The organism is Pectobacterium betavasculorum (assembly GCF_000749845.1).
In the GTDB taxonomy this organism is placed as follows: domain Bacteria; phylum Pseudomonadota; class Gammaproteobacteria; order Enterobacterales; family Enterobacteriaceae; genus Pectobacterium; species Pectobacterium betavasculorum.
The window spans coordinates 975,671-988,121 of record NZ_JQHM01000001.1 but is presented as its reverse complement, the minus strand read 5'-3'; the positions used below and the strand labels follow the sequence as shown (position 1 = coordinate 988,121).

Here is a 12,451-nt window from a genome sequence, read left to right as displayed (position 1 = left end):
CACAGAGATTAAGGAAAAGATCATGAAGTTTATCGATATGCCGTCGCTGACTCTTCCTCCGGGCCGTCTTACGGTCTGGCGAGCTAAAGCGCCCCCGATGTCGGATGCAAGATGGGTTCGCGATCGGCGACGGGCCTCGTGTATTCAGGAGGCGAGTATTATGGGAGCCCTTGAGGAACAGCAGCAAGGGAGAGCCTCGGCATCCTGGTTAAGTTGTACCTTTACTATGCCTGCGGCACTCGATCAGGCGGCGTTCTCAAAAGCCCTATGCCACTGGGCCGACCGTCATGAAACGCTACGCAGCCATCTTAGACTTAGTGCGACGCCAACGGCACACACGCACTTGGAACGCCTGACCTTGGAAACGGCGGCTATCAAGGTGGATGCCAGCTTTATCGGTCATTTCAGCAAAACCAGCGATCTGGAGCAGTTATTCAACGACAGCGTGAGTCCGCTCAACTGGCCTGGCTATCTGTTTACCACGATCCAGCATGCTAAAGCGACAACCGTCTGTGTCGCCGTTGATCATACATTGATAGACGGCTATTCACTCTTTGAACTTCCGGCTGAGTTCTCTCTTTTATACCATGCGGCGATCTCCGCCGATAACACCCCACGCACTCTGCCTCCCGCTGCCAGTTATCTCGATTTTGCAGAAGCAGAACGCTGCGCATCTGAAGCGCTGACCGCCGATCATGAAGGGATTATTCGTTGGAAGCACTTTGTCGATGAGTCAGGAGGCCATCTGCCTCCGTTCCCCATTCCGCTAGACAGACCGGAAAATCCGTTAACTGCACAGCATAGCGGGCACATTACGGTGATGAACAAAAATGATGCAAACGCGTTTAGCCGTATCTGTCGGTCCGCTGGTGGAGACACCTTCTCCGGGCTGTTAGCTTGTCTGGCTAAATCCGCTCATGATAAAACCGGACAGTGTGAATTTCGGACGATGATTCCCTGTCAAACCCAGTCGGGGAGCAGACAGCCGTCGATGGGGTGGTACGTGGGGATGTCTCCATTTGCCTGCCGAATCGATGGTTCAAGCCCATTCTCAGCGGCACTCGCCCACGCGGTAACAGGCCTCAAGGGAATAAAGACGTTGGCACAAATACCGATAACTCGCGTAGCCGACCTGATCAACCAACCGCTTCGCGATCCTTTCATGATTTCGTACATGGACATGCGTCGTACGCCAGGTTCACGTCACTGGTCTGAGTGGCAAGTTGCTACATCCTACTGCACCAGCGTCGACCCTGAAGAAGTGTGCCTATGGTTCATTCGCACGCACGATGGACTTTTCCTTAACTATCGTCATCCTGCGTCTGAGCAAGCGAGCCATGTCATATCGCAATATCTTGCTCAAACCAGAAAGCTGCTTGCTACCGTCGTGAGCACAGGATGCTGGCTGGATGAGGGAAAGCAGTAAGGTTGCGATAACGAGATAACCTTCTTGCTACGCTCAATCCGTCAATTGCCGCGTGTCCAAAGCTCAGCTATAACTAAATGAACCACGATGATTTTTTGACAGGAGCCAACGGAAAGGCAGTAAACGGGATCTCACGTACAGGCTTATTATGTTAGGGGGCGCGCGGATGGCTATATCGACGGATAATCAGGTAAAAAAAACACTTCGCCTGAGTGATGGACCGGACTGGACATTTGAGTTATTACAGGTTTATCTCGATGAGATTGATCGGGTCGCCAAACTTTATCGTCTGGCAACCTATCCTCACCAGATCGAAGTCATCACATCAGAACAAATGATGGACGCCTATTCCAGCATAGGTATGCCGATCAACTATTCTCATTGGTCGTTCGGGAAAAAATTCATTGAAACCGAACAACGTTACAAACATGGGCAACAGGGGTTGGCATACGAAATCGTTATTAACTCCGATCCCTGTATTGCGTACTTGATGGAAGAGAATACGCTGCCGATGCAGGCGCTCGTCATGGCACACGCCTGCTACGGGCACAACTCCTTCTTCAAAGGCAACTATCTGTTCCGCAGTTGGACCGATGCCAGCTCCATCGTCGATTACCTGCTTTTTGCCCGACAATATATCGCGCAATGTGAAGAGCGTTATGGTGTGGACGAGGTAGAACGCCTGCTAGACTCCTGCCACGCGCTCATGAACTACGGCGTTGATCGCTACAAGCGCCCGCAGAAAATCTCGCTCGAAGAGGAAAAATCTCGCCAGAAAAGTCGTGAAGCCTATCTGCAAAGCCAGGTGAACGATCTCTGGAAAACCTTACCGCGCCGCGAACAGGGCGCAGCACCAGAACAAGCGAGACGCTTTCCGCAAGAGCCGCAGGAAAACTTGCTCTACTTTATGGAGAAAAATGCCCCGCTGCTGGAACCCTGGCAGCGAGAAGTATTGCGCATCGTGCGGAAAGTCAGTCAGTATTTCTATCCGCAGAAGCAGACTCAGGTGATGAATGAAGGCTGGGCTACCTTCTGGCACTACACCATTCTCAACCATCTCTATGATGAAGGACGAGTATCTGAGCGCTTCATGCTGGAATTCCTGCACAGCCATACCAACGTGATTTATCAGCCGCCGTATAACAGTCCGTATTACAGCGGCATCAATCCGTATGCGCTAGGCTTCGCGATGTTTCAGGACATTAAGCGTATTTGTCAGTCGCCAACAGATGAAGATCGCTACTGGTTCCCCGACATTGCGGGTAAAGACTGGCTTGATACGCTGCATTTTGCGATGCAGAACTTTAAGGACGAGAGCTTCATCAGTCAGTTCTTATCGCCTAAATTGATGCGTGACTTCCGGCTCTTCACGGTGCTGGACGATGACCGAAACAACTATCTGGAAATTGCCGCGATTCACGACGAAGAAGGTTATCGTTTGATCCGACAGGAGCTGTCCGCACAGTATAACCTGAGCCATCTGGAGCCGAATATTCAGGTCTGGAACGTGGATTTACGCGGCAATCGGGCGCTAACGCTGCGCTATGTTCCACATAACCGCGCACCGTTGGATAAAAGCAGCCAGGAAGTGTTGAAGCACGTCCATCGCCTGTGGGGTTTTGACGTGTATCTGGAGCAGGCTAATGCAGATGGGAGCATTGAGCTGATTGAACGCTGCCCGCCACGTAACGGTGCTGCATCCGCATAGCAAAACGCGTTACGCAGATAAAAGTCTCGCCGATAAAAGACAAAGGGGATTCAGGCAATACCTGAATCCCCTTTTCACGTTTTTGCTATGAAGCGAATGACGTCTTAGCGGCGCACTTCCGCGATATCTCGCGGGATCGCGCTCTGCATACTGTGCCAGATCGCCCCACTTTCTTTACCGTAATGTCTGACGACATCCATGACCTGATCGTAAAGCTCTTCGCTACGCAATGTTTCCAACCGACTGTAAAAATTCACCGCCAGTTTACGAGCTTCCGGGTTGGAGAAATAGTATCGCCCTACGCGAATATACAATCCTTTCAGACCGTTCAGAATCAGACCATAAATCGGGTTGCCGGAGGCAAAAGCCAAACCACGGAACACATTGTAGTCAAGTTGCGCAAAGGCTTCTGCGCTATCGTCTACCGCATTTGACTGGGTCAACACATCACGCACTTTTTCTGGATTATGCCGTAATGCCGTCCGAATAAAGATTGCGGCAATGTTGGTCCGCACAGCCAGCAGATTATCGATCAATTGCGGCACGCTATCGTGATCGAGCCGGGCCAGCGTTTCCAAAATATTGAGACCGGAAGTTTCCCAAAAGTTGTTAATCTTTGTCGGTTTCCCGTGCTGTATCGTCAGCCAGCCATCACGGGCTAAGCGTTGAAGCACTTCACGCAGGGTAGTGCGGGTCACGCCGATCAGTTCGGAAAGCTCCCTTTCCGCGGGCAAAATAGAGCCTGGAGGAAAACGGTTATTCCATATACTTTCGATAATGTATTCTTCCGCGAATCCAGCCGGACTTTGCGCCTTTATAACCATGTGTTTGATAATCCGTAGCGGTGATTGCCGAAAAAAGCCAAATCATAATACCAGACGAAAGAATCATGATATAGCACCGTACTCTGGCTCCGAACCATTTCAGTGAAAAATTGTGACTGCAAACCACCCTCTCACTGCGTAGAACGGTAGACTTCTGACCGTTTGTAAAGTTTTTACTATATGATAAAAACCATCAATCTATTATAACGAATAAGGATTCCGCACCCATTATGATCGCCATGCCCCTCCACCGTGCGCTGCTAAAAAACTTCCTGGGATACGCACCTGACTGGTACAAACTGACCATTTTTAGTTTTTTGTTGATTAATCCGCTGCTGTTCTATTTTGTCAGTCCGTTTTGGGCCGGTTGGTTATTGGTCGTGGAGTTTATTTTTACGCTCGGCATGGCGCTGAAATGTTATCCGCTACAGCCTGGTGGCCTACTGGCGCTACAGGCGATACTCATCGGCATGACTAGCCCACAGCAGGTGTGGCATGAAGTCACAGGGAATATTGAAGTTCTGATGTTGTTGGTGTTTATGGTGGCAGGCATCTACTTTATGAAGCAACTACTGCTGTTTGTGTTTACCAAACTGCTGCTTCGCATCCATTCTAAGCCCCTGCTTTCGCTCGCCTTCTGTATGGCGGCAGCCTTTCTCTCCGCCTTTTTAGATGCATTGACCGTAATTGCCGTCGTCATCAGCGTCGCTATCGGGTTTTATAGTATTTACCATCGCTTTGCCTCTCAGCAAGGTGAAGACGAGAGCGATATCAGCGATGACAGCGCGTTAAGCAACGAGGAACATCATCGTACGCTGGAGCAATTCCGTGCATTTCTGCGCAGTCTGATGATGCATGCAGGCGTCGGTACGGCTCTCGGTGGAGTGATGACGATGGTCGGCGAACCGCAAAACCTGATTATTGCGAAAAGCGCAGGCTGGGATTTTGTCAGCTTTTTCCTGCGCATGTCACCGGTGACCGTCCCCGTCTTTATTTGCGGCATCCTGACCTGCGCGCTGGTCGAACGCTTCAAGCTGTTCGGCTATGGGGTAAACCTGCCGACCGACGTACGCCGCGTACTTGAGGATTACGATCGGGACATGACAGAAAAGCGCACGCCGCAGGATAAAGTGCGTTTACTCGTGCAGGCAGTGATTGGCGTCTGGCTCATCATCGCACTGGCGTTTCATCTGGCTGAGGTCGGGTTGATTGGCCTCTCGGTGATTATTATGGCCACAACGTTCTGCGGCGTGACTGAAGAACACGCTATCGGCAAAGCCTTTCAGGATGCCATGCCCTTTACCGCACTACTGACGGTCTTCTTTGCCATCGTCGCCGTCATTATCGATCAGCAACTGTTCTCACCGATTATTCATTACGTCTTACAATCTTCTGACAGCGCCCAGCTGACACAGTTTTATCTATTCAATGGGCTGCTATCATCGATATCCGATAACGTCTTTGTTGGTTCGGTTTATATCAACGAAGCGCGTAATGCGTTTGAGAGCGGTAAAATATCCTTACCCCAATTTGAGCTACTCGCCGTGGCGATTAATACCGGCACCAATCTTCCTTCCGTCGCTACGCCGAATGGGCAAGCCGCGTTTCTATTCCTGTTGACATCCGCGCTGGCTCCGCTTATCCGCCTATCTTACGGACGCATGGTGATCATGGCATTGCCTTATACCATTGTGATGACGCTAGTCGGGTTGCTTTGCGTTGAGTATACGCTGGTGCCGTTCACCGACTTTTTGCTGAATAATGACTGGATTTCTTTGCCAAATTTGACCCTATCGGGCAGTCACGCATAATCACGATCGTGTATAGTAATCACGGTGGCGACAAATTCTGTCTTGATGGTTTTATCAATACCGGGTTCGCCGCCGTAGAATGATAGAAAAGCATCAAATAAACATATCGTTACGTTTTGCACAGTGAAATGATGGCAGTGAAGCCAGAACGGTTTACACTGCTGCTTTTATCATGTTAAGCATGGAATATTTTTATGTTGCGATTTCTTAATCGTTGCTCACGCGGACGTGGTGCGTGGCTGCTGCTGGCGTTTACTGCTTTAGCATTGGAGTTGACTGCGCTCTATTTTCAGCACGTTATGTTATTAAAACCGTGCGTGCTGTGTATTTATCAGCGCTGTGCGCTGTGGGGTGTGTTCGCAGCCGGTATTGTTGGTGCCATCGCGCCAACAACCTCGTTGCGTTACCCTGCCATCGCATTATGGATATACAGTTCCTACGAAGGGGTTCGACTGGCCTGGAAACACACGGATATTTTGTTAAATCCGTCGCCGTTTACCACCTGTGATTTCTTTGTCAGCTTCCCGTCATGGTTGCCTTTAGACAAATGGCTTCCGGCTATTTTCAATGCGACAGGTGACTGCTCTGTGCGCCAGTGGGAATTCCTCTCTCTGGAAATGCCGCAATGGCTGCTTGGCATCTTCGTCGCTTATCTGGTGATTGCGGTGCTGGTGTTGATCGCTCAACCTTTCCGTCCGAAGCGACGCGACCTCTTCAGCCGCTAATTATATATACCCTAAATAATTCGAGTTTCAGGACAAAACGTTAACGTTTTGAACAACGCAAAGCGTTGGCCCTTTAGGGCGAGGCTCATTTATGGGCCTCGTAACGCGGCAAGAGAAGGAAAAATTCGTCGGGTACGAATTTGACCAGCCAACGCACATGCAACTTGAAGTATGACGGGTATAAACCGAAAAGCCCGACAATATGTCGGGCTTCTGGTAACTGTTTCCACGCTGTGTACCAACCCTCACTGCTGTGGTCGGTAAATATCACGATAATGGCCTAATCGCTCGTTAAAAAAAAGCCTCTTTTCCTGCGGAATTCTGCGCGATATTTCATCAGCGTCGATCTTTTTTTCCTGACTTTCCATAAAAGCAATCGTGGAGGCAGCAAAGTCAGTGTACTGCTCGCTGTACTCAATAATGATTTTCTCAAAGTTAATCACATGTTCTCCCTCCTGCTGGTTACACTGTTCTAAAATTATACAACACGTCACGATTTATGCTGGAGGCGGGAGCATGATTCGCACAAGGAAAATGTGACGTGGCGTGCAAAACAGATGAGCGTTTCGGTTCCACTTCAACGATATGTAAACCATCTATCCCTTTCTGAGCGTTTTTTCTTCATTAGAACGCCCCTTATCCCTATAGTACCTATCGCAGGTCAACAACGACTTTTCATCCGATGAGGTATTTCTATCGCATTAATTTATTCAGGAGAAACAAAGATGTTAGGCAATATCAATCTTTTCATCGCCGTATTGGGCGGCATCCTTTTCCTTAGTTTTCTGGCGGCGTATCTCAGCCCCAAATGGGACGACTAATGAGTACTGACTCTCCCCCGATAAAAAGCCCCTCTTCTGAGAGATTCAGATTGAGGGGCTTCTTGTTTCAATCAAGTAACAACCCGCACCGAACAAAAATTATCGCGCCCACTCCGGTTTATTTAGGATATGGTCCTGCCAGTCCATCACCTCACTTTCGCGCACGGCAATATGGCGGACAGAGATACGCTCGCGATGCATTTCTGTTTTGGTTCCGCAAACCAGCGGATGCCACCGAGGTAAATCCTCACGTTCATGCACCAGACGATAGGCGCAGGTCGCAGGTAACCAGTTAAACGTCAGAAGATTCTCGCGCGTCAGCTTGATGCAGTCTGGCTCGTACTCGAAGCGTTTCTCATAGTTACGGCACTGACAGCTTTTAATATTGAGTTGATTACAGGCGACGTTGGTAAAGTAGATCTCCTCCGTATCCTCATCAATCAGTTTATGCAAACAGCACTGACCGCAGCCATCGCACAGCGACTCCCATTCATCGTCAGACATCTCAGACAACGTTTTTTGCTGCCAAAAAGGGCGTTCAGTCATGTTTCTTCCTGTTGTAAATCGATAGCGTTGTAAAAAAGATGCGTGATTCTGGCAGGCACTGCGGGGAAGTTTTGCTGCCCGTCGTTCTACGGGCAGCTAGAGCGTTAGATAATACGTGTGCTCAGCGTCCGGTCATTTACCGTAATCGTCAGCATATCGCCTGACAGAATCGGGCCGACCCCTTTCGGCGTACCCGTTAGAATAATATCGCCCGCACGCAGCGTAAAGAAACGGCTCATATAGGCAATCAGCGGCAGAATCGGCGTAATCATATCACGCGTGTTGCCCTGCTGGCGCACTTCATCATTCACTTTTACACCCAGATCGGTTTGCTGTGGATCGCCAAACTCGGCAACGGGAATAAAACCGGAGATCGGGCAGGAACCGTCAAAGGCTTTGGCCTTTTCCCATGGCTGACCCACTTTTTTGAATTCGGACTGTAAATCACGCAGCGTCAAATCCAGCGCCACGCCATAGCCCGCGATGGCTCGGGCAACGCGTTCTTCATTTGCCTGCTTCAACGGCGTACCGATCAGCACCGCCAGCTCCACTTCGTGGTGAACCGACCCCAGGTTTTTAGGAATAGCGACTGGCTGACGTAAATCACACAGTGCAGTTTCAGGTTTAATGAATAAAACTGGCTCGCTTGGGGTGGCACTTCCCATTTCTTTGATGTGTTCTGAGTAGTTGCTTCCGACGCAAACGACTTTATTTACAGGGAAATCAAGTAGCGCGCCCTGCCAGTCTCTGTGTTGATACATGGGTATTCTCCTGCCCGGTCTGTTGGATTATCGCTGTCTTCGTGGCACACAACCTGCCCAAAAAGAAAACAGCTATATAAGAACACGATGGTGCAAAACCATCGTTATATCATCGCTACGGGGGTTACCCCAACAGATTTCAGGAGAGCGAGGCTAGCGTTCGTACGGTCTGAAGAAGGCTTGATAGCCTATCAAAAATGGAAACAATTAAATTATGACGGAGTAAAACTCAAAAGATGAATATTTATCGCGCGGAATATCAGACAAAGGACGAGATATTCCACGCCAAATTATGTTTGCGGCTTTATCTGAAAGTATGCCTTGGTATTATTTTTTTACACTTACACAGCCGTGTTTAATAAGCTCTCGACCGGAGGAGGAACTTGCAGATAAAAACCCTGTTCCTGTAGCGCAAGTTTCACTTTTTCTATATCGGCATTCGCCAGTTTTTTACGTCCATCCAACGGTAAAACCATGGCTAACTGCGGTGCGCCGAAACTTTTCATTAATTCTTCCGGCACGCGTGAGAAATCGTCTTTTTTTTCAACATAAAGATAGGTCTGATCGCGTTTCGCACTTCGATAGATCACACAAAACATTTTTTTTACTCTATTTGATGGGAATGCCATCTTGCCTGTATATAATTGTGACTATAACATGCTTACAGCGCTCTGGAATATCATGCCTTAAATGTTACTCTAGGGATTAAAAGATGCTGAAACTGAGTCAGGATAGATGTCACAAACGCCAATAGAGCTAAAAGGCAGCAGCTTTACCTTATCGGTTGTTCATTTGCATGATTCGCAACCCGAGGTAATTTACCAGGCACTCCAGGAAAAAATAGAGCAAGCACCTGCTTTCCTGAAAAATGCCCCCGTTGTCATTAATGTTGCTGCATTAACAGCGGAAACCGATTGGATAAAATTGCAGCAGGCCATTTCGTCAACCGGTCTGCATGTCGTCGGCGTCAGTGGATGCAACGACGATGCGTTAAAGAAAACCATTGCACAGGCGGGGCTTCCCCTTCTGAGCGAAGGTAAAGCACAACGTCGGGTAGTCGAACCCGTCGCCGCCGTTCCTACGGCAGTGAAAACGAAAGTCATCAATACTCCTATTCGTTCCGGCCAACAGATTTACGCCCGGAACTGTGACTTAATCGTCACAAGTAGCGTCAGCGCAGGGGCAGAGGTGATTGCCGATGGCAATATTCATATATACGGCATGATGCGCGGCCGAGCCCTTGCAGGCGTTTCTGGTGATGTTCAGAGCCAGATATTCTGTACGCATCTGGCCGCAGAACTGGTTTCTATCGCGGGTCGTTACTGGCTGAGCGACCAGATACCTGAAGCGTATTTTGGGCAGCCAGCACGGATCAACCTGAACCAGCTGGACAATGTGTTAACGATAAAACCTCTAGACTAGAATCTCCCAAGGAAACATTTATGGCACGCATCATTGTTGTTACATCGGGTAAAGGGGGCGTTGGCAAGACCACATCAAGCGCGGCCATTGCTACCGGTTTAGCCCAGAAAGGAAAAAAGACCGTTGTCATCGATTTTGACATTGGTCTGCGTAACCTCGACCTGATCATGGGATGTGAGCGTCGCGTCGTCTATGACTTTGTGAACGTTATTCAAGGTGACGCCACGTTGAATCAGGCGCTGATCAAAGATAAGAGAACGGACAACCTCTACATTCTGCCCGCGTCACAAACGCGTGATAAAGATGCGTTAACCCATGAAGGTGTTGAAAAAATACTCAACGATCTGGGCGATATGAATTTTGACTTTATCGTATGTGATTCACCAGCCGGGATTGAAACGGGTGCGTTGATGGCGCTCTATTTCGCTGACGAAGCGATTATCACCACTAACCCGGAAGTCTCTTCCGTTCGCGACTCCGACCGTATTCTGGGCATTCTATCCTCAAAATCACGTCGTGCAGAGCGTTCTGAAGATCCAATCAAAGAGCATTTGCTGTTGACGCGTTACAACCCTGGCCGGGTGAGTCGTGGCGACATGCTGAGTATGGAAGACGTGCTTGAGATCCTGCGGATTCCACTGGTTGGCGTGATTCCTGAAGATCAATCCGTACTCCGCGCCTCTAACCAAGGCGAACCAGTGATTCTGGATGCTGAAGCCGACGCGGGTAAAGCCTATTCGGATACGGTTGATCGCTTGCTTGGCGAAGAGCGTCCTTTCCGTTTTATTGAAGAAGAGAAGAAGGGTTTCCTTAAACGACTTTTTGGGGGATAAATTATGGCTTTACTGGACTTCTTTCTGTCCCGCAAAAAAACGACAGCCAATATTGCCAAGGAACGGCTGCAAATTATTGTCGCGGAGCGACGCCGGGGAGATAGCGAACCCCATTATCTGCCGCAATTAAAGCGAGACATTCTTGAGGTTATCTGTAGATATGTACAGATTGATCCTGAGATGGTAACAGTTCAACTTGAGCAAAAAGGAGATGATATTTCCGTGCTTGAGTTGAACGTTACATTACCGGAAGCGGAAGAAACGCCTAAATGATTTTTCTGCTTTAATACCCCTGCGATTTTGCAGGGGTATTGTATATTTATACAGTTAGTTGTTGCTTGTTCTGTTATTTCGTCGCGCTCTTCTCACCTTATTTGCTGCTTTTTCAATTCGCAACAAATAAGGTGTATTGAAAATACTCACTTGCAGGTAATTAATAGCCCTGTACGATTTCACGCAGTTCATCGCCATATAGCTGACCACGCCAGCCGGACAACATTTCCGGTGTGCTCGCGTCTTGCGCCGCTAATTTCCAGTGCCAGTTCAGTAGGCGATTAATTTGGCGACGTGATGCTAATAGCTCGGCGGATAATCCACTCTGTTCGCTCGCGTGCTGCACTAATGCCTTAATATCTTTAAACGCTTTTTTATAGCCGGGATAGTCGATCAAATTAATCACTGGCGGAGGACAATCCGCGTCAGCAATACCTTCCGTCTGCGCAACACAATCCAGCAGCGTCTTTCCGTGATAGCGGATTTCCGGGCCGCTCAGCCCCAGTGAACTCAGTTCACCCAGCGAAGTAGGCAGACAACGCGCTACCTGTAAGAGGTTCTCTTCACGTACGACAAAATTCACCGCACTGTCCCGTTCACGCGCTTTACACAAGCGCCATTCAGCCAAACGCTGAAGGCAAGCCAGGTTCCGGTCACGCAGTTGCCAGGCATTACCAAATTCACGATAGGCCAGCGCTGGTGATAAAATATCCTGTTTACGCTGACAAAGCAGGAGACACTCATCCCGCGCGGCATTCATCCACCCTGCTGCTTCCGTATCTGCCACCAGTTGAATCGCCATCGGCAACAGATAGAGCACATCTGCCGCTGCGTAATCGCACTGCTTTTCGCTCAATGGTCGAGCTAGCCAGTCGGTTCTCGACTCGCTTTTATCCAGCGTCACGTCCATGTAGTCGGCCACTAGCGCAGCGAAACCATAAGATAGCGGTTTGCCTAAAAATGCAGCCAGAATCTGTGTGTCAATGAACGGCGTCGGCAATGTCCCAAACGTATTGATGAACACCTCCAGATCTTCGCTGCCTGCATGCAGGAATTTAGTGACCTCTTGGTCATGCAGTAACGCTTGAAAGGGTGCCCAGTCTGTAATGGTTAACGGGTCGATAAGTGAAAGCTGTTCGCCGTCATACAATTGAATCAACCCTAATTGCGGGTAATACGTGCGGGTTCTGACGAACTCCGTGTCCAATGCCACCTGCGGAAAGCGTCGCGCCTGAGAGCAAACCTGTTGTAACCCGATGTCGGAAGTGATCAACTGATAATTCAAAACGTCATTCTCTTGG

14 protein-coding genes are annotated in these 12,451 nt (G+C 49.2%); 8 read left to right on the top strand and 6 right to left on the bottom strand.

The features are described from left to right. Positions 1 to 22: 22 nt before the first annotated feature. Positions 23 to 1,426, top strand: coding sequence for a condensation domain-containing protein (locus KP22_RS04515; RefSeq protein WP_197061537.1), 1,404 nt, complete (start codon positions 23 to 25; stop codon positions 1,424 to 1,426). 166 nt (positions 1,427 to 1,592) lie between these two features. Further along, entirely contained in the window at positions 1,593 to 3,134 is a 1,542-nt protein-coding gene (locus KP22_RS04510; protein ID WP_039300133.1) for a SpoVR family protein, read from the top strand. 104 nt (positions 3,135 to 3,238) lie between these two features. On the opposite strand, the gene fadR is transcribed toward KP22_RS04510, so the two are convergent. Then, positions 3,239 to 3,958, bottom strand: a complete 720-nt coding sequence (gene fadR, locus KP22_RS04505; RefSeq protein ID WP_039300136.1) for a fatty acid metabolism transcriptional regulator FadR — start codon at positions 3,956 to 3,958, stop codon at positions 3,239 to 3,241. Between the two features lie 230 nt (positions 3,959 to 4,188). On the opposite strand from fadR, the gene nhaB reads away from it, so the two are divergent. After that, positions 4,189 to 5,769 (top strand): sodium/proton antiporter NhaB, encoded by a 1,581-nt coding sequence (nhaB, locus tag KP22_RS04500; protein ID WP_039322689.1) that lies wholly within the window; start codon positions 4,189 to 4,191, stop codon positions 5,767 to 5,769. 194 nt (positions 5,770 to 5,963) lie between these two features. Then, positions 5,964 to 6,494, top strand: a complete 531-nt coding sequence (gene dsbB / locus KP22_RS04495; protein ID WP_039322686.1) for a disulfide bond formation protein DsbB — start codon at positions 5,964 to 5,966, stop codon at positions 6,492 to 6,494. A gap of 245 nt (positions 6,495 to 6,739) precedes the next feature. On the opposite strand, the gene KP22_RS04490 is transcribed toward dsbB, so the two are convergent. Beyond that, positions 6,740 to 6,937, bottom strand: a complete 198-nt coding sequence (locus KP22_RS04490) for a DNA polymerase III subunit theta (RefSeq protein WP_039300145.1) — start codon at positions 6,935 to 6,937, stop codon at positions 6,740 to 6,742. A gap of 282 nt (positions 6,938 to 7,219) precedes the next feature. On the opposite strand from KP22_RS04490, the gene mgtS reads away from it, so the two are divergent. Continuing rightward, the gene (gene mgtS / locus KP22_RS22335) at positions 7,220 to 7,315 is read left to right on the top strand and encodes a protein MgtS (RefSeq protein ID WP_039300147.1); all 96 of its coding nucleotides are present in this window, start codon (positions 7,220 to 7,222) and stop codon (positions 7,313 to 7,315) included. A 99-nt stretch (positions 7,316 to 7,414) separates the two neighbouring features. Here mgtS and KP22_RS04480 read toward each other — a convergent pair whose 3' ends face one another. The 3 genes from KP22_RS04480 to KP22_RS04470 form a co-directional block, all read right to left on the bottom strand. Beyond that, complete coding sequence (locus KP22_RS04480) at positions 7,415 to 7,861, bottom strand: YcgN family cysteine cluster protein (protein WP_039322683.1); 447 nt, start codon at positions 7,859 to 7,861, stop codon at positions 7,415 to 7,417. A 104-nt stretch (positions 7,862 to 7,965) separates the two neighbouring features. Next, complete coding sequence (locus tag KP22_RS04475) at positions 7,966 to 8,622, bottom strand: fumarylacetoacetate hydrolase family protein (RefSeq protein ID WP_039300151.1); 657 nt, start codon at positions 8,620 to 8,622, stop codon at positions 7,966 to 7,968. A gap of 341 nt (positions 8,623 to 8,963) precedes the next feature. Continuing rightward, complete coding sequence (locus KP22_RS04470; protein WP_039300154.1) at positions 8,964 to 9,221, bottom strand: YcgL domain-containing protein; 258 nt, start codon at positions 9,219 to 9,221, stop codon at positions 8,964 to 8,966. A 136-nt stretch (positions 9,222 to 9,357) separates the two neighbouring features. Here KP22_RS04470 and minC point away from each other — a divergent pair, with 136 nt between their 5' ends. The 3 genes from minC to minE are packed head-to-tail and all read left to right on the top strand — an operon-like array spanning position 9,358 to position 11,150. Continuing rightward, on the top strand, positions 9,358 to 10,044 hold the full coding sequence (minC, locus tag KP22_RS04465; RefSeq protein ID WP_039300157.1) for a septum site-determining protein MinC: 687 nt from the start codon (positions 9,358 to 9,360) through the stop codon (positions 10,042 to 10,044). Between the two features lie 20 nt (positions 10,045 to 10,064). Further along, positions 10,065 to 10,877, top strand: coding sequence for a septum site-determining protein MinD (gene minD, locus KP22_RS04460; RefSeq protein ID WP_039300160.1), 813 nt, complete (start codon positions 10,065 to 10,067; stop codon positions 10,875 to 10,877). 3 nt (positions 10,878 to 10,880) lie between these two features. Then, the gene (minE, locus tag KP22_RS04455) at positions 10,881 to 11,150 is read left to right on the top strand and encodes a cell division topological specificity factor MinE (protein ID WP_005968801.1); all 270 of its coding nucleotides are present in this window, start codon (positions 10,881 to 10,883) and stop codon (positions 11,148 to 11,150) included. Between the two features lie 160 nt (positions 11,151 to 11,310). Here the strand turns inward: minE and rnd are convergent, their stop codons facing one another. After that, positions 11,311 to 12,435, bottom strand: a complete 1,125-nt coding sequence (rnd, locus tag KP22_RS04450; RefSeq protein ID WP_039322679.1) for a ribonuclease D — start codon at positions 12,433 to 12,435, stop codon at positions 11,311 to 11,313. Positions 12,436 to 12,451 lie beyond the last annotated feature (16 nt).

Coding starts and splice junctions, on each gene's coding strand:
- KP22_RS04515 (WP_197061537.1), top strand. CDS start 23: ATGAAGTTTATCGATATGCCGTCGCTGACTCTTCCTCCGGGCCGTCTT.
- KP22_RS04510 (WP_039300133.1), top strand. CDS start 1,593: ATGGCTATATCGACGGATAATCAGGTAAAAAAAACACTTCGCCTGAGT.
- fadR (WP_039300136.1), bottom strand. CDS start 3,958: ATGGTTATAAAGGCGCAAAGTCCGGCTGGATTCGCGGAAGAATACATT.
- nhaB (WP_039322689.1), top strand. CDS start 4,189: ATGATCGCCATGCCCCTCCACCGTGCGCTGCTAAAAAACTTCCTGGGA.
- dsbB (WP_039322686.1), top strand. CDS start 5,964: ATGTTGCGATTTCTTAATCGTTGCTCACGCGGACGTGGTGCGTGGCTG.
- mgtS (WP_039300147.1), top strand. CDS start 7,220: ATGTTAGGCAATATCAATCTTTTCATCGCCGTATTGGGCGGCATCCTT.
- KP22_RS04480 (WP_039322683.1), bottom strand. CDS start 7,861: ATGACTGAACGCCCTTTTTGGCAGCAAAAAACGTTGTCTGAGATGTCT.
- KP22_RS04475 (WP_039300151.1), bottom strand. CDS start 8,622: ATGTATCAACACAGAGACTGGCAGGGCGCGCTACTTGATTTCCCTGTA.
- KP22_RS04470 (WP_039300154.1), bottom strand. CDS start 9,221: ATGTTTTGTGTGATCTATCGAAGTGCGAAACGCGATCAGACCTATCTT.
- minC (WP_039300157.1), top strand. CDS start 9,358: ATGTCACAAACGCCAATAGAGCTAAAAGGCAGCAGCTTTACCTTATCG.
- minD (WP_039300160.1), top strand. CDS start 10,065: ATGGCACGCATCATTGTTGTTACATCGGGTAAAGGGGGCGTTGGCAAG.
- minE (WP_005968801.1), top strand. CDS start 10,881: ATGGCTTTACTGGACTTCTTTCTGTCCCGCAAAAAAACGACAGCCAAT.